The organism is Spirillospora sp. CA-108201 (assembly GCF_050936235.1).
In the GTDB taxonomy this organism is placed as follows: domain Bacteria; phylum Actinomycetota; class Actinomycetes; order Streptosporangiales; family Streptosporangiaceae; genus Spirillospora.
Map to the genome: position 1 here is coordinate 7,147,173 of NZ_JBNJNE010000001.1, position 22,261 is coordinate 7,169,433.

General features: G+C 71.7%; 15 protein-coding genes. 8 read left to right on the forward strand and 7 right to left on the reverse strand.

Annotated features, from left to right (window positions below):
- Positions 1-2 precede the first annotated feature (2 nt).
- On the forward strand, positions 3-1,541 hold the full coding sequence (locus ACQEU6_RS34435; protein WP_499340435.1) for a succinic semialdehyde dehydrogenase: 1,539 nt from the start codon (positions 3-5) through the stop codon (positions 1,539-1,541).
- A 9-nt stretch (positions 1,542-1,550) separates the two neighbouring features.
- A complete protein-coding gene (locus ACQEU6_RS34440) occupies positions 1,551-3,302 on the forward strand; it encodes a GMC oxidoreductase (protein ID WP_499337542.1) in 1,752 nt (583 codons plus the stop codon).
- 54 nt (positions 3,303-3,356) lie between these two features.
- Here ACQEU6_RS34440 and ACQEU6_RS34445 read toward each other — a convergent pair whose 3' ends face one another.
- Positions 3,357-4,250 carry a zinc metalloprotease gene (locus ACQEU6_RS34445; protein WP_499337544.1) on the reverse strand — a complete coding sequence of 298 codons (894 nt, stop codon included), beginning with the start codon at positions 4,248-4,250 and terminating at the stop codon, positions 3,357-3,359.
- Between the two features lie 167 nt (positions 4,251-4,417).
- Between ACQEU6_RS34445 and ACQEU6_RS34450 the strand changes: the two genes are divergently transcribed.
- Positions 4,418-5,191, forward strand: a complete 774-nt coding sequence (locus tag ACQEU6_RS34450; RefSeq protein ID WP_499337546.1) for a DNA alkylation repair protein — start codon at positions 4,418-4,420, stop codon at positions 5,189-5,191.
- 230 nt (positions 5,192-5,421) lie between these two features.
- Here the strand turns inward: ACQEU6_RS34450 and ACQEU6_RS34455 are convergent, their stop codons facing one another.
- Positions 5,422-6,381 (reverse strand): zinc metalloprotease, encoded by a 960-nt coding sequence (locus ACQEU6_RS34455; RefSeq protein WP_499337548.1) that lies wholly within the window; start codon positions 6,379-6,381, stop codon positions 5,422-5,424.
- A gap of 243 nt (positions 6,382-6,624) precedes the next feature.
- On the opposite strand from ACQEU6_RS34455, the gene guaA reads away from it, so the two are divergent.
- On the forward strand, positions 6,625-8,214 hold the full coding sequence (gene guaA / locus ACQEU6_RS34460) for a glutamine-hydrolyzing GMP synthase (protein WP_499337550.1): 1,590 nt from the start codon (positions 6,625-6,627) through the stop codon (positions 8,212-8,214).
- A 246-nt stretch (positions 8,215-8,460) separates the two neighbouring features.
- Here guaA and ahpD read toward each other — a convergent pair whose 3' ends face one another.
- The 3 genes from ahpD to ACQEU6_RS34475 all read right to left on the reverse strand — a co-directional run bounded on the left by ahpD (position 8,461) and on the right by ACQEU6_RS34475 (position 10,692).
- Positions 8,461-9,003 (reverse strand): alkylhydroperoxidase, AhpD family, encoded by a 543-nt coding sequence (gene ahpD / locus ACQEU6_RS34465; protein WP_499337551.1) that lies wholly within the window; start codon positions 9,001-9,003, stop codon positions 8,461-8,463.
- Between the two features lie 100 nt (positions 9,004-9,103).
- Entirely contained in the window at positions 9,104-9,658 is a 555-nt protein-coding gene (locus tag ACQEU6_RS34470; protein WP_499337552.1) for a peroxiredoxin, read from the reverse strand.
- 380 nt (positions 9,659-10,038) lie between these two features.
- The gene (locus ACQEU6_RS34475; RefSeq protein WP_499337553.1) at positions 10,039-10,692 is read right to left on the reverse strand and encodes a TetR/AcrR family transcriptional regulator; all 654 of its coding nucleotides are present in this window, start codon (positions 10,690-10,692) and stop codon (positions 10,039-10,041) included.
- Positions 10,693-10,765: 73 nt separating this feature from the next.
- Between ACQEU6_RS34475 and ACQEU6_RS34480 the strand changes: the two genes are divergently transcribed.
- The 4 genes from ACQEU6_RS34480 (at position 10,766) to ACQEU6_RS34495 (ending at position 20,540) form a co-directional block, all read left to right on the forward strand.
- Positions 10,766-12,289 carry a carotenoid oxygenase family protein gene (locus ACQEU6_RS34480; protein ID WP_499337554.1) on the forward strand — a complete coding sequence of 508 codons (1,524 nt, stop codon included), beginning with the start codon at positions 10,766-10,768 and terminating at the stop codon, positions 12,287-12,289.
- Between the two features lie 92 nt (positions 12,290-12,381).
- Positions 12,382-13,329: a LysR substrate-binding domain-containing protein gene (locus tag ACQEU6_RS34485; protein WP_499337555.1), complete on the forward strand. Its 948-nt coding sequence runs from the start codon at positions 12,382-12,384 to the stop codon at positions 13,327-13,329.
- 149 nt (positions 13,330-13,478) lie between these two features.
- Positions 13,479-16,913 carry a bifunctional glycosyltransferase/CDP-glycerol:glycerophosphate glycerophosphotransferase gene (locus ACQEU6_RS34490; protein ID WP_499337557.1) on the forward strand — a complete coding sequence of 1,145 codons (3,435 nt, stop codon included), beginning with the start codon at positions 13,479-13,481 and terminating at the stop codon, positions 16,911-16,913.
- A gap of 57 nt (positions 16,914-16,970) precedes the next feature.
- Positions 16,971-20,540 carry a bifunctional glycosyltransferase/CDP-glycerol:glycerophosphate glycerophosphotransferase gene (locus tag ACQEU6_RS34495; RefSeq protein ID WP_499337558.1) on the forward strand — a complete coding sequence of 1,190 codons (3,570 nt, stop codon included), beginning with the start codon at positions 16,971-16,973 and terminating at the stop codon, positions 20,538-20,540.
- A 16-nt stretch (positions 20,541-20,556) separates the two neighbouring features.
- Here the strand turns inward: ACQEU6_RS34495 and ACQEU6_RS34500 are convergent, their stop codons facing one another.
- Complete coding sequence (locus ACQEU6_RS34500; RefSeq protein WP_499337560.1) at positions 20,557-21,258, reverse strand: class I SAM-dependent methyltransferase; 702 nt, start codon at positions 21,256-21,258, stop codon at positions 20,557-20,559.
- A gap of 118 nt (positions 21,259-21,376) precedes the next feature.
- Complete coding sequence (locus tag ACQEU6_RS34505) at positions 21,377-22,201, reverse strand: SRPBCC family protein (protein WP_499337562.1); 825 nt, start codon at positions 22,199-22,201, stop codon at positions 21,377-21,379.
- Positions 22,202-22,261 lie beyond the last annotated feature (60 nt).

A 22,261-nucleotide genomic window follows, 5' to 3' on the forward strand; every position in this document is an offset into this window, starting at 1 on the left:
ACATGCTTCCCCAGGCCCTGATCGACCGGCTGGTCTCGCACGTCGCCTCGGACGGCGCCGCCACCGCGACGATCCCGAGCCCCTTCACCGGCGAGCCCCTCGCGACCGTCCCGCTCTCGACCCCCGAGGACGTCCGGGCCGCCTACGAGCGGGCCCGCGATGCGCAGCGGGCCTGGGCGGCGCTGCCGGCGGGCGAGCGGGCCAAGCCCTTCCTGCGGCTCGCGGACGCGCTGGTCGACCGGCGCGCGGAGATCCTCGACGTCATCCAGCTGGAGACCGGCAAGGCGCGCCGCCACGCGATGGAGGAGTTCCTCGACGTCGCGCTGTGCTCGCTCTACTACGCCCGGCGGGCCCCGCGGCTGCTGAGGCCGCGCCGCCGCCAGGGGATGGTGCCGGGGCTGACGCGCGTCCGGGAACTGCGGCACCCGAAGGGCGTCGTGGCGCTGATCGCGCCGTGGAACTACCCGTTCGCGCTCGGGGCCAGCGACATCGCGCCGGCGCTCATGGCGGGCAACGCGGTGATCCACAAGCCGGACACCCAGACGTGCCTGTCCAGCCTGTGGGTGCTGGACCTGCTGGTCTCGCTCGGCCTTCCCCGGGACCTCTGGCAGATCGTCGTCGGGGAGCCCGCCGAGATCGGCGACCCGCTGGTGGACGGCGCCGACTACGTCTCGTTCACCGGCTCGACGCGCGGGGGCAAGGCGATCGCGGAGAGGGTGGCGCCGCGCCTGGTCGCCTACTCGCTGGAGCTCGGCGGCAAGAACCCGATGATCGTCATGCCGGACGCCGACGTCGAGCGCGCCGCGCGCGGCGCCGTCCGCGCGTGCTTCACCAACGCCGGCCAGCTGTGCATCTCGATCGAGCGGATGTACGTCCACGAGGACGTCTACGACCGGTTCGTCCCGCGGTTCGTCGAGCTGGTCAAGGGCATGCGGCTCGGCGCCGGCCTGGACTTCGACGCCGAGATGGGCTCGCTGACCCACCGGCGCCAGCTGGACGCGGTGACGGCGCACGTCGACCAGGCGGTCGAGGAGGGCGCGACCGTCCTGGCCGGCGGGAAGCCCCGTCCCGACGTCGGCCCCCTGTTCTACGAGCCGACGGTCCTCGCCGACGTCAACGGCGACATGGACCTGTGCGCGAACGAGACGTTCGGCCCCGTCGTCGCGGTCTACAAGTACCGGGACGAGGACGAGGTGGTCGCCCGCGCCAACGACACGTCCTACGGGCTGAACGCGTCGGTGTGGACGAAGAGCCCGGCGCGGGGCCGCCGCCTCGCCGCCCGCATCCAGGCGGGGACCGTCAACATCAACGACGGCTACGGCGCCGCCTACGCCTCCTACGACTCCCCGATGGGCGGGATGAAGCAGTCCGGTGTGGGACGCCGCCACGGGTCCGAGGGACTGCTGAAGTTCACCGAGGTCCAGACCGTCGCGAGCCAGCACATCATGGACCTGGAGCCGCCCGGCGCCATCGGCTACGACACGTTCGCCGACTACATGGCCACCGGCATCAAGCTCATGAAGAAGCTGCGGATCAAGTAGGGATCGCCTGTGAAGCATGACTTCGACGTGCTCGTCGTCGGGTCGGGGTTCGGCGGCAGCGTCTCCGCGCTGCGGCTGACCGAGAAGGGCTACAGGGTCGGCGTCATCGAGGCCGGCCGCCGCTTCGACACCGACCCGGGCGGCGCCCCGGGGTCCCGGTACCCGGAGCTGCCGAAGACGAACTGGCGCATCGCCCGCTACCTGTGGGCGCCCGCGCTCGGCCTGACCGGCATGCAGCGGATGCACCTCGTCCGGGGCGCGAAGTCGAGCCGCGTGATGGTGCTGGCCGGGGCGGGCGTCGGCGGCGGGTCGCTCAACTACGCCAACACGCTGTACGTCCCGCCGGAGCCGTTCTTCAAGGACCGGCAGTGGGCCCACATCACCGACTGGCGGGACGAGCTGGCGCCCTACTACGAGCAGGCGAAGCGCATGCTCGGCGTCGTCCAGAACCCCACGACGACGGCGGCCGACAAGGTCATGAAGCGGGTCGCCGACCGGATGGGCAAGGGCGACACGTTCGTGCGGACGCCGGTCGGCGTCTACTTCGGGAACGGCGCCGGGGTCGAGAGCGCCGACCCCTACTTCGGCGGGGCGGGTCCTTGCCGGCGCGGCTGCCTGGAATGCGGCGAGTGCATGGTGGGCTGCCGCCACGGCGCGAAGAACATGCTGACGGAGAACTACCTCTACCTGGCCGAGAAGGCGGGCGCGCGGGTGATGCCGCTCAGCCGCGTCACCGCGGTCCGGCCGCGCGCCGGGGGCGGGTACGAGGTCGACATCGTCCGGACCGGCTCGTTCGGCCGCAACCGCAAGACGCTCACCGCCGAGCAGGTCGTCTTCGCCGCCGGCACCTACGGGACGCAGAAGCTCCTGCACAAGCTCAAGTCGACCGGGCTGCTGCCGCGCCTGTCCGACCGGCTCGGCGCGCTGACCCGCACCAACTCCGAGGCGATCCTCGGCGCCGGGCGGGGCAACGGCAGGCCCGGCCCGGACTTCTCCGAGGGCGTGGCGATCACGTCGTCGTTCCACCCGGCGCCGGACACCCACGTCGAGCCCGTCCGGTACGGCCGGGGCTCGAACCTGCTCGCCTCCCTGCAGACCCTCCTGGTGGACGGCGACCGTCCGGGCGAGCCGCACACGCCCCGGATCCGCAGGTTCGCCCGGCAGGCGCTGCGTCGGCCGGGCGACCTCCTCCAGCTCCTCGACGTCCGGCACTGGTCGGAGCGGACGGTCATCGCCCTGGTCATGCAGACCCGGGACAACTCGATCACGCTGAGCCCGAAGCGGGGCCCGTTCGGCTGGGACGTCCGCGCGTCGGCCGGGCACGGCGAGCCGAACCCGACGTGGATCCCCGAGGGGCACGAGGCGACCCGCCGGATCGCCGAGGAGATCGGCGGCATCCCCGGCGGCGCCTGGGGCGACCTGTTCGACGTCCCGATGACCGCGCACTTCCTCGGCGGCTGCGCCATCGGCGACTCCGCCGAGACCGGGGTGATCGACCCCTACCACCGCGTCTACGGGCACCCCGGCCTGCACGTCGTGGACGGCTCCGCCGTCTCGGCGAACCTGGGCGTCAACCCGTCCCTCACCATCACGGCCCAGGCCGAGCGCGCGATGTCGTTCTGGCCGAACCGCTCGGAGGCGGACCGGCGTCCCGCCCTCGGCGACGCCTACCTCCGGCTGACCCCCGTCGCCCCGAAGAACCCGGTCGTCCCGGCCGGCGCCCCCGCGGCCCTGAGGCTCCCGATCGTCGACGTCACCTGAGGGAGGACGGGCCCGGCGCCGGGCGGTGGCCCGCCTCGGCGCCGGGTGCCGTGATCAGGCGCGGTAGGCGGCCCACTGGTTCTGCATGCGCGTGGACTGGCCCGGCGTGAACTCGTACATGCACGAGTCGTAGCTGTAGTCCATGAAGTTGTGGATGGGGTCGACGCCGGCCGTGGAGCAGGTGTCGCGGCCGGTCGGGCAGCCCGAGGCGGGGCTCTGCTCGGCGGGCGTGTCGGAGACGCCGTCGCCCGAGCCGCTGCACCCGCCCTGGAACGTGTGGTAGAGCCCCATCCAGTGGCCCACCTCGTGGGTTCCGGTGTCGCCCTCGTTGTAGTTGCCCAGCGAGCCGCCCGGCAGGCTCTGGTAGTGGATGACCACGCCGTCCATCTTGGGCTGGGAGCGGTAGCCGCTCGGGAACGTGGCCCAGCCGAGGAGGCTGCTGCCGAGGTCGGCCGTGTAGAAGTTGAGGTCCTGCGCGTTGCCGGCGTGCAGGGCGGACTTCATCTGGGATTCGTAGCCCTCGGGGTCGGAGAACCAGGCCGCGTTCTTCGTCCGCCTGGTCTCGGCCAGGGTGAACGTGACGCCGCTGCCGGCGTAGGCGTTGTTGAGGACGCTGAGCTGCCTGGTCAGGACGGAGTCGGACACGTTGCCCGCGCTGCCGTAGACGACCTGGAAGTGCACGCGGACGGTGATGGCCGCCGCCGTGCTCGCCTTCCTCAGCTTGCCGATGCGGTCCTGGAAGTCCTTCTCCATCGCGGCGACCTGGGCCGCTCCGGGCTGGTTCCGCTCGGTGGCGTGGGCCCCGGCGCGGACGCGGGCCTGGGCGGGCTGGTCGGCGCACACCGTGGACGAGGCGGACGGTGCGGCCAGGGTGGCGGGGGCGGCGGGGGCGTAGGCCGTGAAGGCGGCGGCCATGCCGAGGGCGGCGGCGATTCCGGCGCGTTTCATGGAACTCCTTGGGGGTGCGGCGCGTGCGGGGGAGCGCGCGTGGGAGCGGAGTCATTGCTGGAACCAGGGTGGATGCGAACAAACACGGCGTCTTTAGCAAACCCCGACGAACAGGGGTGAGTAATGCTGAATACGGCACCGTAGCGCGGCGGCGTAGCGTGTCCCACGTGGATGTGGATGTGGACACGGAGGCGGAGGCGGCGCGGGTCCTGGCCGAGTTGAGGGCGCAGGCCGATCCGGCACGCGCCGAAGGAGAGAAGCGCTACCTGAAGAGCGAGTTCGTCCACATCGGGGTGCCCGTCCCCGCGGTGCGCAAGGTGGCGTTGTCCGCGGTCAGGACGAGGCCGACGCGGGAGGAACTGGTCTCCCTGGCCGGGGTGCTCTGGGACGTCACCGAGGACGGCCGTCCGGTGCACGAGGCCCGCATGGCTGCCATAGAGGTCCTCGTGAAGCGGGCGGCACTGCTGGAACCCCGCGACGTGGGCCTGGCCGAACGGCTCATCCGCGACTCGGCGAGCTGGGTGTACGTCGACCATCTGGCGGAGAAGGTCGTCGGAGCGCTGGTCGTCCGCCACCCGGATCTGGCGGCGGTTCTGGACGCGTGGGTCGCCGACCCCTACATGTGGGTGCGACGCACGGCCATGCTGGCGCTCCTGGCGGGGGTCCGGGCGGGTGACCCCGATCTCGACCGCATCGACCGCTACGGGCGCGCGCTCCTGGGCGAACGCGACTTCTTCATCCGCAAGGCGATCGGCTGGGTGCTCCGCGAGCTGTCCAAGAAGGACCCCGAGTGGGTGACCGCCTGGGTCGAGCCCCGCGTGGACGCCATCTCCACGGTGACGCTACGCGAGGCCCTCCGCCACCTCCCGCCCGAAGACGCCGCCCGCCTCAAAACCGCCGCCCAGAACATTCCCACCAGCAAGCCCAGGCGCACGAACTAGCAAGAATGCGGCCTCGGGGGCTGGGGCCCGTCTCGATGTGGCCTCGGCCGCGCGCGAACGCGTGACCTGGCCGGTGGAGCGAAGCCGGAGGCGAGCGGAACCGGGCGGATCGCGAAGCGATGCCGCGTTCGCCCAGGCCTGGTCACGTAGCGAGCCGCCAGGCGAGCGAAGTGGGCCGGGACTTTGAGATGCAGCCGCCAGGCGAGCGAAGTGGGCCGGGACTGTGAAAATTAGGCGCGGTAGGCGGTCCACACGTTGTGGATGCGGGCGCCCTGGCCCGGGGTGAAGGACGTCATGCAGGTGTCGTAGCTGTAGTCCATGTAGTTGTGGACCGGGTCTTCCCCAGGCGCGGGGCAGGTGTCCTTGGAGGACGGGCAGCCGTTGGTGGGGTCGCGCTCGGCGGGGGTGTCGGCGACGCGGTCGCCCTGGTCGCTGCATCCGTCCTGGAACGTGTGGTAGAGCCCCAGCCAGTGGCCGACCTCGTGGGTCGCGCTGAACCCCTTGTTGAAGTTCTCGATGGAACCGCCCGGCATGCTGGCGTAGTGGACGGTCACGCCGTCCATCTGGGGTTCGGCCTTGTACTTCCAGGGGAACGTCGACCAGCCGAGCAGGTCGCCGCCGATGTAGGTGCTGTAGAGGTTCAGCGTCGACTTGTCGCCCTGGTGCAGTCTCGGCTTGTAGGTGCCCTCGTAGCGTTCCGGATCGCCGAACCATGCCGCGTTGTCGGTGCGGCTCACGGCCTTGAGCGTGAAGGAGACCTGGGCGTCCGCGCCTCCGTTGCCGCCGCCGTAGGACGTGTTCAGCGTGCTGAGCTGGCGCTGGATCATCGCGTTGGACACGTTGCCCCTCGCGCCGGCGTGGATCACGTGGAAGTAGACCGGAATGGTGATCGGCGCGGCCCTGCGCAGGGCCTTGTTCCTCAGGATCCGGTTCAGGCGCGCCTCCACGGCGGCGGCTTCGGCGGGGCTCAGGTCCATGCGGTCGCGGGCATGGCCGTCCGTCCGGTGGCGCGCCTCGGGGCGGGTCGCCGCGAGGGGGCGTGCGCAGTCGCCGTTCCGGCGATCGTGCCCTGTGCTCGCGGAGGGCCCCGTGTTCGCGGACGGCCCTGTGCTCGCGGACGGCGTGAACTGCCCGTGAGGTGCGGCGGGGACGAGGGCGGCGAGCAGAGCGGCGGCGGCGAGCAGCTTCACGGCACTCCTAGTGACGGCGTTCCGGCGAGTACGGCGTTTTCGAGAGAAACGGCGCTTCGTTGAACACAGGGTGTCATCAACTGATATCAGAGCGCAGTCATCCTGTGCGTGTGATCAAGGTAAATGGATGCTGACCGTTACAGGACAGTCGCCCTCGGTCACGATCACGCCGGGGACGCGGCGCATCGGCGCAGGCAGCGGCCCGTAGACTGGGAGTCTCTTCCGGCCGGGCGAAAGGCGTAGTTGGTGGCCGCAGACCAATCCTTTGACACCGTCCTCGTCGTCGACTTCGGCGCGCAGTACGCGCAGCTGATCGCACGACGGGTCCGCGAGTGCCATGTGTTCAGCGAGATCGTCCCGTCCACCATGCCGGCGGCGGAGATGCTCGCCCGGCGGCCGAAGGCGATCATCCTGTCGGGCGGCCCGGCGTCGGTGTACGCCGAGGGCGCCCCGGTCGTGCCGGACGGGCTCTTCGACATCGGCGTCCCCACGCTCGGCATCTGCTACGGCCACCAGGTCATGGCGCAGGCCCTCGGCGGGACGGTCGAGAACTCCGACGTCGCCGAGTACGGCGGCGCCACCGTCGCCGTCGCCTCCCCCGGCATGCTGTTCGCGGGCCTGCCGCACGAGCAGGCGGTATGGATGTCCCACCGCGACTTCGTGAGCAGCGCCCCGTCCGGCTTCACCGTGACGGCCAGTACGGACGTCACCCCGGTCGCGGGCATGGAGGACCTGGAGCGCGGCTTCTTCGGCGTCCAGTTCCACCCCGAGGTCCTGCACACCGAGCACGGCATGGAGATCCTGCGGCGCTTCCTCTACGAGGGCGCCGGGTGCCGGCCGAGCTGGACGATGGTGAACATCGCGGACGAGTCGATCGAGGCCGTCCGGGAGCGGGTCGGGGACAAGCGGGTCATCTGCGCGCTGTCGGGCGGCGTCGACTCCGCCGTCGCCGCCGCGCTGGTCCAGCGCGCCATCGGCGACCAGCTGACCTGCGTGTTCGTCGACCACGGCCTGCTGCGCAAGGGCGAGCCCGAGCAGGTCGAGAAGGACTTCGTCGCCGCCACCGGGGTGAACCTGCACGTCGTGGACGCCCAGGAGCGCTTCCTGTCCGCCCTCGACGGCGTCACCGACCCGGAGGAGAAGCGCAAGATCATCGGCCGCGAGTTCATCCGGGTGTTCGAGGAGGCGGCCCGCGAGATCGTCCACGGCGGGTCGGGGGCGGCCGGGGACGCGGCCGAGCCGGTCGAGTTCCTCGTCCAGGGGACCCTCTACCCGGACGTGGTCGAATCGGGCGGCGGCACCGGCGCGGCCAACATCAAGTCGCACCACAACGTCGGCGGCCTCCCCGAGGACCTCCAGTTCAAGCTGGTCGAGCCGCTGCGGACCCTGTTCAAGGACGAGGTCCGCGCGCTCGGCGAGCAGCTCGGCCTGCCGGCCGAGATCGTCTGGCGCCAGCCGTTCCCCGGTCCCGGCCTCGGCATCCGCATCATCGGCGCCGTCACGCGCGACCGCCTGGAGATCCTCCGGGACGCCGACGCCATCGCCCGCGAGGAGCTCACCCGCGCCGGCCTCGACCGCGACATCTGGCAGTTCCCGGTCGTCCTGCTCGCGGACGTCCGGTCCGTCGGCGTGCAGGGCGACAGCCGCACCTACGGGCACCCGATCGTGCTGCGTCCGGTGACCAGCGAGGACGCGATGACGGCCGACTGGGCGAAGCTGCCCTACGACGTCCTCCAGCGGATCTCCACCCGCATCACCAACGAGGTCCGCGAGGTCAACCGCGTCGCCGTCGACATCACCTCCAAGCCCCCGGGCACCATCGAGTGGGAATAGCTCTGTCTCACAGTCCCGGCCCGCTTCGCTCGCCTGGCGGCTCGCTACGCGACCTGGCCTGGGCGAACGCGGCATCGCTTCGCGATCTGCCCGGCTCCGCTCGCCTCCGGCTTCGCTCCACCGGCCAGGTCACGCGTTCGCGCGTGCTGCCGATGCCGCTTCGGGACAGGCCCTAGCTGGACGCGGAGGAGTAGGCACGGAGAAGGCCCGGACGGAGATCCGTCCGGGCCTTCTCCGTGCCCGCCGTCAGACCGTGGCGGGGGCCAGGGCCGCCTCCGCGTCCAGCGTCGCGGCGGTCGCGTTCACCACGGCGGCGATCCGCAGCACCTCCTGGACGAGCTCGCGCGACAGGCCGGCCTCGCGGACGACCTTCTCGTGCGACTCCAGGCACCGCCCGCAACCGTTGATCGCCGACACGGCGAGGCACCACAGCTCGAAGTCGACCTTCTCCACGCCGGGCCTGCCGATGATCGACATCCGCAGCCGGGCCGGGAGGGTCGCGTACGTCTCGTCCCCGATGAGGTGGGTGGAGCGGTAGTACACGTTGTTCATCGCCATGATCGACGCGGCGCCCTTGGCCGCCTCGAACGCCTCGGCGGACAGGGTGTCGCCCGCCTCCTCGGCCAGTTCCCGGATGACGACGGCGCTCCGCGTCGCGAGGGCGCAGGCCAGGACCGTCCCCCACAGCTGCTGGTCGGTGAGCTGGGAGGTGGAGGTCAGCGAGCCCAGGTTGAGCTTGGTGTCCTTGGCGTAGCCCGGGAGGGCGCCCTTCAGCGCGTCAACGCTCATGATCATGCGTCCTTTCGTGCGGACGGCCGGCCGCGGGTCGCGCGGCCGGCCGCCGTGGGTCCGTGCTCGGGCTCCGCCGGATCCGGGCCCGGCGGGAGGCTCAGGCCCCGGCGAGCAGCTTGGCCGCGTCGAGCGTGTCCTCGCCCTTGTTCCAGTTGCAGGGGCACAGCTCGTCGCTCTGCAGGGCGTCCAGCACCCGCAGGACCTCCTTGACGTTCCGGCCGACGGAACCGGCGGTGACCATGGCGAACTGGATCTCGTTGTTCGGGTCGACGACGAACGTCGCGCGCTGCGCGACGCCGTCCTCGGTGAGGATGCCGAGCGACTCCGACAGCTCGCGCTTGAGGTCCGACAGCATCGGGAACGGGATCTCGCGCAGGTCCGGGTGGTCCTTGCGCCACGCGTGGTGGACGAACTCGTTGTCGACGGACGCGCCGAGCACCTGCGCGTCGCGGTCGGCGAAGTCCTCGTTGAGGCGGCCGAACTCCGCGATCTCGGTCGGACAGACGAACGTGAAGTCCTTCGGCCAGAAGAAGACGACGCGCCACTTGCCCTCGTAGGTCTTGTGGTTGATCGTCTCGAACGCGTTGTCGGCGTCCAGCGAGACGCACGCGGTGAGCTCGTACTCGGGGAACTTGTCACCGACAGTAAGCACGTATGCTCCTTCATCATGAGAAAGGGGTCGCCTCGCCATGAGAGGCGCGGGAGGGCCGCGGGCTTGCGCCCCGGCGGCCGTGTCACTCAGCGTGCCGCGACCCGATTCCCAAGAGAAATCGATCGATCCCAACTGATCGATAGGAGTTTCTTATCAATGACTCGGAAGGCCCTCTGACCTGCGGCGGAGCGGGCGTGTAGCCTGGTCTGGCGGTCGGGTGCTAGATGTACATCACATCGATTCACCCAAAATGGGCTTCACGCTCGGTAGCGAGTCATTGTAGGGCGTAGACGCCCCACAATGGGCATCACGTGACCAATACCTCAAAGCACGCGTAAATGCATGAGGTGGCGCCGGGGCGATCCTTTCGCCGGCCGATCTCATTCCGGCGGCGTCGTCTCCCGTGGGCGGGCCGCGGCGTGGGTGGCGAGGGCTTCGGCGGCGTCGGCGAACATGTCGGCCAGGCCGGACGGCGTGGTCGGGAGCTCGCCGTCCAGCCAGGCGATGAGGTTCTCGTTCCAGCCGGCGACCAGCATGGTGGCGATGAACAGCACGCGCGCGTCGGCGTCCGGCGGGATGTCGCAGAACGTGCGGGCGTACTCGATCACCAGGCGGGTGTAGTCGCGGCGGGCGGCGTGCTGGCGCGCCCGCAGGACGGGGCTGGCGGTCGCCTCGACCAGCATCACCCGGATCCCGCGAGGGTCGGCGCGGCCGGTGTCCAGGGCGGCCATGGCGGCGGAGCGGACGGTCGTGCGCAGGTCGGCGTCCGGTCCGGCGGCGGCGGCGCCCCGGGCGGCGGCCTCGGCGATCTCCGTGACGATCCGGTCGTGGACCTCGGTGAGGAGGGTGTCCAGGTCGTCGAAGCTCTCGTAGAAGTAGCGCGGGTTGAGGCCGGCGCGCGCGCAGACCGCCCGCAGGGACGTCCCTCGGACGCCCTCCGCCGCGAGCAGGTCGAGGGCCGCCTCCATGAGCGCGGCGCGGCGGTCGGCGCGGCGGCGGTCGGCGGTGACGCCGCCGTACGGGCGAGGACTCACCCCGCAATCTTGACACAGCCGTTGCCAGAATCTACTTTTCTGGCAACACGCGTAGCCAGATGGGGAGGCCCCCGTGCCCGGCACCAGAGACACAGAACCCCGCGCCAGCACCACCGAGTCACGTTCCAGCGAGACCGCGGCGCCCGCGGACGGCGGGCCGGACATGGCGCGCGTCTTCGCGCCGCTCATGCGGGAGCACGACTACGTCGTCGACCAGATCGACGGGGAGCTCCCGCCCGGCCTCACCGGGACGCTGTACCGCATCGGTCCCGGCAAGTGGGAGGTCGGGCGCACGCTGATGCACCACCTCTTCGACGGCGACGGGATGGTCTCGCAGTTCGCCTTCGACGGGCGGTCCGCGCGGTACCGCAACCGGTACGTCCGGACGCCGCAGTTCAAGCACGGCATGGTCGCCGGCGGGCCCGTCCGGCCGGGCGTCGGAACGCCGCTTCCGGGCGGCTTCTGGGCCAACTTCGTCAAGGGGAAGGGGCCGGCGAACCCCGCCAACACCGGCATCGCGCTGCACGCCGACCGGCTGCTGGCCCTGTGGGAGGGCGGCCCGCCGCACCGGCTCGACCCCGACACCCTGGAGACGCTCGGCGTCCACGACTTCGACGGGCGGCTGCGCGGCGCGCTCAAGGCCTTCTCCGCCCACCCGAAGTGGGATCCGGCGACGGGCGAGATGTTCAACTTCGGCCAGGACTTCAGTCCGCTGCCGTCGCTGAACTGCTGGAAGGTCGACCGGCGCGGGCGGCTGCGGCGGCTCGCCCGCGTGAAGATCCTGAACATGCCGTGGAACCACGACGTGGCGCTGACGACCCGGCACATGGTGTTCGTCCTGGACCCGTACATGGTCGACCTGCGCACGATGTTCGCCGGCGGCGCCTCGGTGTTCGACGCGATCCGGCACCGTCCCGAGAAGGGGACGCGGTTCGTGCTGGTGCCGCGCGACGGAGGCCCGGCGCGGATCGTGGAGCACGAGGCGCTCGTGCACGTCCATCTGGCGAACGCCTTCGAGGACGGCGCCGACACCGTCGTCGACCTGGTGCTCTTCGACGACTTCGAAGCGATCAGGCGTGACCTGTCGGACTTCCGCACGCGCTTCACCGACCTGCCGTCCAGCAGGCTGATGCGCTACAGGATCACCCCGGCGGGACGCGTGATCGAGACGCCGTTGTCCGACCTGCCCGGCGAGTTCCCCCAGTACGACTGGCGCCGCTCCACGCGCAGGCACCGCTTCACCTACATGACGGGACGGACGGGCCCGACCGGCGAGTACGACACGGTCCTGAAAGTCGACAACGACACCGGCCGCACGCAGTCGCATGATGCCGGCCCGCACACCTATGTGGGCGAGCCCATCTTCGTGCCCCGCGCACCGGATTCCGCCGAGGACGACGGGTGGCTGCTAACGGTGGTGTACCTGGCCGCAGAGCATCGCTCACGCCTGACCATCCTCGACGCCCGAGACCTCGCTCCGGTCGCGGACCTCCACCTCCCGCACCACATCCCGTTCGGCTTCCACGGCACCTTCACCCCCCGCGTCGCCGACCCCGGCGCTCCCATCCCGCACCCCGACCGCCTGCCCGTCCGCTGAGTGCCCGACCGGCCGCTGTGGTGAACACCACCCCGCCTCGACCTGGGGCAAGTCACGGTGCGTGACCGGGTTTGGGTAATGTCTCCGGCAGGATGGGGATCAGCAGACCGACGGTGGCGCAGTTGCGGGCGTTCCTGGCATTGGCGGAGTACCTGCATTTCCGTGACGCCGCCGCCGCTCTGCGGATGAGCCAGCCGGCCCTGTCCGGGGCCGTGGCGGCGCTTGAGGAGGGCCTCGGGACGCAGCTCGTCGAACGGACGACGCGCAGGGTCCTGCTGACGCCTGCGGGGGAGCGGGTGGCACGGCGGGCCGAAACCGTCCTGGCGGAGCTCGACCGGCTGGTCGAGGAGGTCCAGGCCGTGCGGGGGATGCTCGTCGGGCCGCTCCGGGTGGGCGTCATCCCGACCGTCGCGCCGTACCTGCTGCCCGTCGTCCTGCCGAGGATCGCCAAGGAGTTCCCCGACCTCGAACTGTCCGTCCACGAGGAGCGGACAAGCCACATCGTCGCGGAACTGCTCGCCGGACGCCTGGACGTGGTGCTGCTGGCGCTGCCCGTGCCGGCGTCGGGCATGACGGAGCTGCCGCTGTACGACGAGGACTTCGTGCTCGTCGCGCCGGCCGGGTTCGAACTCGGCGCCACCGGGGTCGCGCGGGAGGCGCTGAACGACCTCGACGTCATCCTGCTGAACGAGGGCCACTGCCTGCGCGACCAGGCGCTGGACGTCTGCCGGGAGGTGGGGGCGCGCGCCGCCGCGGCCACGTACGCGACGAGCCTGGCGACGCTGGTCCAGCTCGTGTCGGGCGGGCTCGGCGTGACGCTCGTCCCCGAGACGGCGCTGCCCGTGGAGACCCGCCGGGCGCCGAACCTCGGCCTGCACCGGTTCGCGGCCCCGGCGCCGTTCCGCCGCGTCGGCCTGGGCTTCCGCTCGACGTCGCCGCGCGCGGACGAGTTCGAGGCGCTCGCGGCGAGCGTCCGCGCCGCCCTCTCCGAATCGGGCGTCGCCGAATCGGGCGTCGCCCCCGGCATCCGCCCCGCCTGATCGCCGGACTCTCATTCTCCGGGTTAACGCCCAGGTCAAGGCACGGCCAGGCGAAGTCAATTCTGCGTCAGGGGACGGCCTCGCAATCGCGATGCGTGTTCGCCCGATGACTCGGGGTCACCATGCTCGTGGGGCGAGGAGGAGGCCCCATGTCCCCGAAGCTCAGCGTGGTCGTGCCGTTCCACAACACCGAGGAGTATCTCCAGGAGTGCCTGGAATCGCTGGCGGGCCAGACGCTGGGCGACCTTGAAGTGATCATGGTGGACGACGGGTCCACCGACAACGGCGCCGTGATCGCCAAGGACATGTGCGGCCGCGATCCGCGGTTCCGGCTGCTCACTCGGGAGAACGAGGGGCCCGGTCCCGCCCGCAACGCGGGCGTGCGGCAGGCGAGGGGCGAGTACCTGGCGTTCGCCGACGCCGACGACGTCGTGGACTCCGAGGCGTACGCGCGTCTGGTCGCCTCCCTGGAGCGGACCGGGTCGGACCTGGCGTCCGGGAACGTCCAGCGGATGGACGACGACCGGACCTGGCAGTCCCACTTGCACGACGGCCTGTTCACGCAGCCCCGTTCCAAGACCCATGTGTCGTCCATGCCGATGCTCATGCGCGACCGGACGCCGTGGAACAAGGTGTACCGGCGCGCGTTCTGGACCCGGACGGGTCTGGAGTTCCCTCCGGGCTACTACGAGGACCCTCCCGTCACGGCGCGCGCGCACGCCCTGGCACGTTCCGTCGACGTCCTGAGCGAGACGGTCTACTTCTGGCGCAGGCGCCCTGGGTCCATCACAGAGGACCGCTACGACTGGGACAACTTCAGCCAGCGCATGCGCTCCGCGCGGACCGTGCGGGACGGTCTGGCCGACTACGCGCCGCAGCTTCTGAACGCCTACGACGAGCACGTCCTGATCCCGATCGAACTCCGCGTCCTGTTCGAGGCCCTTCCGAGGACGCGGGACGAGAAGCGCGGGGAACTCGTCGCCATGGGCGCGGCCCTGGCCCGGCGGGTGAGCGCCCGCGTCCTGAAGCGGCAGCCCGCGCTGACGCGCCTGCAACTGCACCTGCTGTGCCGGCGGATGCTGCCGGAGCTGCTGGAGGTGCTGCGCTTCGTCCAGCTGCGCAAGGCGGCCGACGTGCCGCGCGTGCGGCGCGGCCTGCGGCACCGCTGGTACGCCGAGTACCCGTTCTTCGAGGACGAGGACCGGGGCGTCCCGGCCCACGTGTACGACGTGACGGACGAGCTCAGACCGGTCGCGGCGATCGACCGGTGCACCTGGGCGGACGGCCTGCTCCGCCTGGAGGGCCACGCCTACATCCGGCATCTGGACGCCTCCAGGGAGGACGGGTCCCGCATCCGGCTCTGGCTGGTGGCCGCCAACAAGCGGGGCCTCGTGCGCGTCCCGGTCCGGAGGGTCCGCAGGCCGGACGTGACCGCCGGGTCGCGGCAGTCGAACGTCTCCTACGACTGGTCCGGCTTCGTCGCGGAGATCGACCCGTCCGCGCTGCGGATGTTCGGGCGCTGGCGGGACGTCGACTGGGTGCCGTGCGTCGAGATCGTCAACCGGGGGCTGCGGCGCCGGTCGACGTTCGCCGGCCCGCGGCTCACCGGGCGGCAGTGGCCGCGGGACCGGGAGTGCGCGCCGGGGGTGCTCGTCCAGGGCGTCGCGGGCCGGAGCCGGTTCGTGGTCCAGGTGCGCCGCACGCCGGCGGCGGTCGTCGGCTGCCACCTGGAGGGCGGCGAGCTGTGGCTGGACGGCTGGAGCCGCGTCCCGTCCGGGGACGAGCCGCGCGTCACCGCCACCCCGAGGGTGGGGCGGGCCACGGTGCTCGGGCCGGTCGAGCCGGTCGGCGCCGAGGGCTTCCGGGCGCGGCTGCCGGTCGCCGGGCTGGCCCGCCGGCAGGGCGACTGGGAGATCGCCCTCTCGGAGGGGATCCGCCCGTACCTGGACGAGGACCCGGCGGGGGCCGCCTTCCGGATCCCCGGCGGGGAACTGGAGATCGCCAGGACGCGGCGCGGCACCCTGCGGATCGTCTCCCGGGGCCCGGTCCTCGCCGTCGACGAGGTGTCGTGGTCGTCCGAGGGCGCCCTTCGCCTGGCGGGCACGTGCTCGGACCGGATCGGGCGGCCGGACACGCTGATCCTCAGGCGGCGGCGGTCGAGCGAGGAGCACGCCGTCCGGCTGCTCTGGGAGGACGACCGGTTCGTCGCGGTGTTCTCGCCCGCGCGCATGCCGGTGCTCGGGCTGTCGCGCCCGCTGGTCTCCGGACGGTGGGACGCCCTCGCCGCCGTCGGAGGGCAGGAGCAGCCGGTGGTCGTCCGCCGCCACACCCTCCGCGACCTGCCCGAGCCGTTCGAGGCGGGCCTGCACAGGATCACCGTCCGGGTCCAGAAGACCGACCAGTTGCAGCTGCGCATCGAGACGGCCCTGGACGACGACGAGCGCGGGGCGTACGCCCAGAGCCGCATACGGTCCGGGCACTACCGGCGCCATCTGAACCTGCCCGTCCGTGACATCGCCGTGTTCGACGCGTACAAGGGGCGCCAGTACGCGTGCAACCCGCGCGGCATCTACGACGAGCTGCGGCGCCGCGAAACCGACCTGGAATGCGTGTGGGTCACTGAGAACGGGCAGTTCGGCAAGCCCTCTGGCGCTCGCACCGTCCTGGCGGGCACGCGGGAGCACTACGAGGTGCTCGCCCGCGCGCGCTACATCTTCGGCAACTGGTCGCAGCAGGAGTGGTTCACCAAGCGCGAAGACCAGACCTACGTGCAGTGCTGGCACGGGACGCCGCTCAAGAAGCTCGGATACGACGTCAAGCAGATGCCCTTCAAGCGCACCGAGGGCGTGGACTGGATGGAGTACGACGTCCCCCAGTGGGACCTCCTGCTCGCCCAGAACACGTTCTCCGTGCCGCTGTTCCGGCGCGCGTTCGGTTACGGCGGGGACGTCCTCGAAAGCGGCTACCCCCGCAACGACGTGCTGAGCAGCCCGCACCGCGACGAGATCGCCGCTGCGGTGCGGCGGCGGCTCGGCATCCCGGAGGGCAAGCGGGTCGTCCTCTACGCGCCGACGTGGCGGGACGACTTCCACCACGCGATCGGCAAGCGCGCGTTCCGCCTCGAATTCGAGATCGACAGGTTCCGGGCCGCGCTCGGCCACGACCACGTCCTGCTCCTGCGGACGCACTACCTCGTCACCGACCGCCCGAGGCTGAGGCCGGGCGACTGCGTCATGGACGTCTCGGTCTACCCCGACATCTCGGAGCTGTTCCTCATCAGCGACGTGCTCGTCACCGACTACTCGTCGTCCATGTTCGACTTCGCCGTCACCGGCCGCCCGACGGTGTTCTTCACCTACGACCTGGAGCGCTACCGCGACCACGTCCGCGGCTTCTACTTCGACTTCGACGCCGAGGCGCCGGGGCCGCTGCTCGCCACCACGCGGGACGTCGTCGAGGCGCTGCGCGACCCGGCGGCGCTGGAGGCCGGGTTCCGCGACGCGCGGGCCGCCTTCGCCGCCCGGTACTGCCCGCACGACGACGGCCGCGCCGGCGCCCGCGTGCTCGACCGGGTCCTGCGCTAGGCCCGACTGAACCGCCGAAATCCGACGAATCCCCGAAAGCCCAGTACGGAGCCGCCCGTGTCCCCGCAGATCAGCATCGTCGTCCCCATCCGCAGCACCGGCGGCCGCCTGGCGGAGTGCCTGGAGTCGATCGCCGGGCAGACGCTGCGCGACCTCCAGGTGCTCATGGTGCCGGACGGCCCGGACGCCGGCGATTCCGCCGAGGACACCGCCGTCGCCAAGGAGTTCGCGGTCCGCGACGAGCGTTTCGCCCTCCTGCAGCCCGCCCCCGGCGCGACGGCCGCCGACGCGGGCGCCGAGCAGGCGAAGGGCCGCTACCTCACCTTCGCCGACGGCGAGGACGCGGTGCCGCCCTACGCCTACGAGCTGCTGGTCGGGACGCTGGACAACACCGGTTCGGACCTCGCCGGCGGAAACGTCATGTGCCTGGACGAGGAGCAGGCGTGGCAGTCGCCGCTCCACAGCGACCCCTACGCGGAGACCATGCTGTCGACGCATGTGACCCGCCACCCCGCCCTCCTGCAAGACAGGACGGTGTGGAACAAGGTCTACCGGCGCTCCTTCTGGGATGCGTACGGCTTCGAGTTCGGGGCCGGAGGAGATCTCCTCTTGGCCGTGCAGAGCCACGTGCTGGCCTCCGCCGTGGACGTGCTGGACGCGACCGTCTACTTCTGGAGGGACCGGCCGGGGACGGCCCCGCGCATGCGCCCCGACCCGGCCGACATCACCGAACGCATCGCGACCCTCGCGAGGACGCGGGAAATCATCCGCACGCATGCGCCGGACCTTCTGGCCTTCCACGACATGTACGCGCTCGACCTGGACGTGCGCGAGCTGATGCTGGCCCTCCCCGCGGCCACCTGGGAGGAGCGCGAGCATCTGGTCGAACTGGGCGCGGAGGTCGTCGCCGCCGCCGGGCGCCGGGCCGCCGCCGGCCTTGAGGCGATCAGGCGGCTGGAGACGTACCTGCTCGGCGAGTGCATGCTGCCCGAACTGCTGGAGGTGCTCCGCTTCGAGGAGGGCGGGCTGCGCGACGTCCCACTGGTGGCGCGCGGCAGGCTCCGGCAGCGCTGGTACGCCCGCTACCCCTTCTTCGACGACGCGGGCCGGGGCGTCCCGGAGGACGTGTACGACGTCACCGACGAGCTGGCGCTGTGGGCGGACGTCGACCGTGTGGAGTGGGACGTCGACACCCTCATCGTCGAGGGGCACGCCTGCTTCGAGCGGTTCGCGGTGGCGGCGGCGGCCGACTCCCGGATCCGGGTGTGGATGCGCGACGTGCGGACCGGCAAGGAGATCCGGCTGCCGGTGGAGCGCCGGTACGTCCCGGAGGTCACGGCACGCTCCGGGCAGGCGAACGTCTCCCTCGACTGGTCGGGTTTCACGGTGCGGGTCGAGCCCGAGTACCTGCTGGACAACGACGAATGGCGGACGGCCACCTACGAGCTGTTCGCCGAGGTGTCGACGGCCGGGCGCAGGGCGGTGCAGCGGCTGAGCGCGGTGGCTCCGGCCGTCCGGTGGACGTCGGCGCGGCAGGTGGACGAGCACGTGGCGGTCCAGCCGGCGGCAGGCGACGACGACGTGTTCGTCGTCCACGTCAAGCGGGCCAAGGCCGTTCTCACCGGGATCCGCCTCGACGGCGACGCGCTGGTGCTGTCCGGCTGGACGCGGCGCGCGCTCGGCGCCGGGGCCGCGATGGTCGCGGTGCGCAGGCACGGGGGCGAGGAGGTCCGCGGCGAGGTGACGCTGCGGCAGGCGGCCGTCCTGCGGATGGCGGAGGGCACCGGGTTCGACTTCACGGCGCGGCTGCCGCTGAAGTACCTCGCGTCCGTGCCGAACGGCGAGCCGTACGGGGCGCACCTGCGCGACGCCATCGACTGGGACATCAGGCTGACGGGCGAAGGCGGCCCGCTGCGCCTCACCGTAGCGAGCAACGTCAGGCCCGCCCGCTTCGCGCTGCCGGAGAGCGCGGGGCGCGGCCGGGAGTTCGCCGTCAGCCGCACCGCGTTCGGGAACCTGCGCGGGGTCGAGCGCAGCTTCCGCCCGGTCGTCACGGCTGCGGAGTGGGACGCGGGCGGGCTGCTCGCGCTGAGCGGAGACTCCGCCGACCCGGAACACCGCCCCGACCATTTCGTCCTGCGGCGGCGCCGGTCCGGTGACGAGCACCGCGTCCCCGTCACCTGGGAGGGCGGCGCCGCCGGGAGGGAAGGCCGCTTCACCGCCGTGCTCACCCCCGCGACGGTGCCGCTGTTCGGGACGGATCTGCCGCTGAGCAGCGGAACCTGGGACCTGCTGGCGCGCACGCCTTCCGGAGAGGTGGCCGTCGTCGTCGAACGCGAGGCCATCCCCGACCTGCCCGGCCGGCACCGCGCGGGCACCCACGAGTTCGAGGTCGACGTCCACCAGATCGATGCGCTGATGCTGCACAGCCGCGTGTCACTGGAGGACGACGAGCGCGGGGGGCACGCGCAGACCCTTCTCCAGCAGAGGGACTATTCCGTCTACCTGCGGAGCCCTCTGGCAGACATGGTGGTGTTCAGCAGCTACGAAGGCTCCCAGTACAGCTGTAGCCCGAGGGCCGTCTACGAGGAACTCGTTCGTCGCGACACCGACTTGGAATGCGTGTGGGTCTCCGAGGACGACCAGTTCGCGGTGGACGGAAAAGCCGCGACCGTCTTGGCAGGCAGCCGCGAGCACTATCGCGCCCTGGCGCACGCACGGTACGTCGTCGCCAACCACGCGATGCCGCCCTGGTTCTTCAAGCGGACAGGCCAGACCTACCTCCAGACCTGGCACGGCACCCCGCTGAAGCGCCTCGCCTACGACTTGCAGGACATGCCCTACCAGCGCACCGAGCGGCTGGACTGGATGGAGGAGGAGGTGCCGCGATGGGATCTCCTGCTGTCCTCAAGCCCGTACGCCACCCAGGTCATGCGGCGGGCCTTCCGGTACGAGGGCCAGGTACTGGAGACCGGGTTCCCGCGCAACGACATCCTCAGCACCCCCGAGTGGGAACGCATCGGAACCCACATCCGGAAGCGACTGGGGATACCGCAGGGCAAGAAGGTCGTCCTCTACGCGCCGACATGGCGTGACGACCGGCACCATGCGGAAGGCAGGCAGGGCTTCTCGCTGGAGCTGGACGTGCAGACGATGCGCCAGGCCCTGGGCGACGACTACGTCCTCCTCCTGCGGACCCACCACCTCATCACCGACCGGGACCGGATCGCGGCGGGCCGGTCCGCGGGGCGCGACGCGGGCCCCTTCGTCATCGACGTGTCCCGGTATCCCGACATCGCCGAGCTGTACATGGCCGCCGACGTGCTCGTCACGGACTACTCGTCCGCCATGTTCGACTACGCGATCCTGGGCCGCCCCATCGTCCTTTTCACCTACGACCTGGACTGGTACCGCGACCACGTGCGCGGCTTCTACTTCGACCTGGAGGCCGAAGCGCCCGGCCCGGTCGTGCGGACGTCCGCGGAGGTCGCCGAAGCGGTCAGGGCGGCGCCGGGCGCCGAGCAGCGCTACGCGGACGCCTACGACCGCTTCTTCGTGAAGTACTGCCCGCACGACGACGGCCAGGCCGCGTCCAGGGTGGTCGACCGCGTCTTCGGCAGGGCCTGAGGGCGGGGCCCGCCGTTCAGCCCGGGCGGCGGGCCCGGGCGAACAGCCACACGCCGGGCCACGAGGCGACCGGCAGGCGCCGTTCCAGCGAGGCGGACAGGCGCAGCGTCTCGTTGACGAGCGGATGCAGCGGAGCCAGATCCTCGCGCCGCACCGTCCGGTTCCTGAGCACACGCAGGAGCGGACGGTGCAGGACGCCTCTGCTCCACACGCGCTCCGGCACCAGCCCCGCGTCCTCCAGCAGTTCGACCAGCGTGCGGCGGGAGTAGCGGCGGACGCGTTCCAGCGCCACGTCATGCGCCGACCACAGCGCCATGTCGCAGGGCACGGACACCAGGACGGTCCCGCCCGGGCGCAGCACCCGCGCGACCTCCGCGGCAGCCTTCCCGTCGTCCTCCACATGCTCAAGCACATCCAGAGCCAGCGCCAGGTCGTACTCGCATGCGGGCAGCGGCAGGTAGCGCGCGTCGCCCTGGTAGGCCTCGACGCCGTAGGCGCGGGCCAGCGCGACGGCGTCCGGGCTCAGGTCGATCGCGGTGGCGCTCCAGCCGTGGCCGGCCAGCACGCGGCAGGACGTCCCGGACGCGGCGCCGATGTCGACGGCCGTCCCGGGCACGCTGAACCGCAGCAGCTCGGCGGACAGGATCTCGCGGCGCTCGCGGTACCACCAGTTGCCGTGCTCGATCCGCGCGATCCGCTGGAGCTCGATGGTGTCCACCGGACCAGCCGACCGCACCGGCGGCGGCGCGTTCCATCGACGCCGCCGCCCGCGCACGGATCGTTGACGCCGCCTTGACCCCGTCGCGGATTTGCGCGCCGGCCGGCGCCGGTTCCGGTCAGCGCCTCCTGCGGCGGCGCACCAGGAACCGGAGGGCCAGGAGGGCGGCGACCAGGCCGCCGACCGCGGGAACGGCCCGCTTGGCGATCGACGGGCCCGCGAACTCCAGCAGGTCGATCGCGTCGTCCTTGCCCTCCGCGCGCCGCACGGGCCCGCCTTCCTCGCCCTCCTCCGCCACGTGCGGCGGCGGGTGCTCCCCGGGCTCCGCCTTGACGGGGCCGGGCTTGCCGGCGGGCTCTCGCGGCGGCGCGGCAGGCGTGTCCGCGGGCGTCGCGGCGGCTGTCGCCGGCGTCTCGGCGGCCTCGGCGGGCTCTTCCGCGGGCTTCTCGGCCGGAGGCTTCTCGACAGGGGCGGCCGGGGCCTCGGCGGCGGCGCCGCCGGGCGCCTGGAGCTCGGCGGCCAGCTGCTTCGCGAACCGGGCGATGATCTTGGAGCCGACCTCGGACAGGATGTTGCGGCCGAACTGCGCCGGGCGGCCCGTCACGTTCAGCTTGGTGTGGACGGTCACGCGGGTGACGCCGTCCTCCTCGCGCAGCCTCGCCTGGACGGTCGCCGCCGCCGTGCCGGACCCGCGGGCCTCCTTCGCGGACGCCTCCATCGTGACGACGCGGGACGTCTCGTCCGCCGAGACGATCCGCGCGGTGCCGCGGTAGGTGATGGTCATCGCGCCGACCTTCACCTTCATCCGGCCCGAGTACTCCTCGCCGTCGACCGAGTCGAGCGTCGCGCCCGGCATGCACGCCGCGACGCGCTCCACGTCGAGCAGCACCGACCAGGCCTGATCCACCGGCACGGGGACGGTGAAATCGTGGTCCAGCTCCATGATCAGTGTCCTTATCGTCCGGAGACCTCGCCCCGACCCTACGGCGGCCGCCCGTCGCGT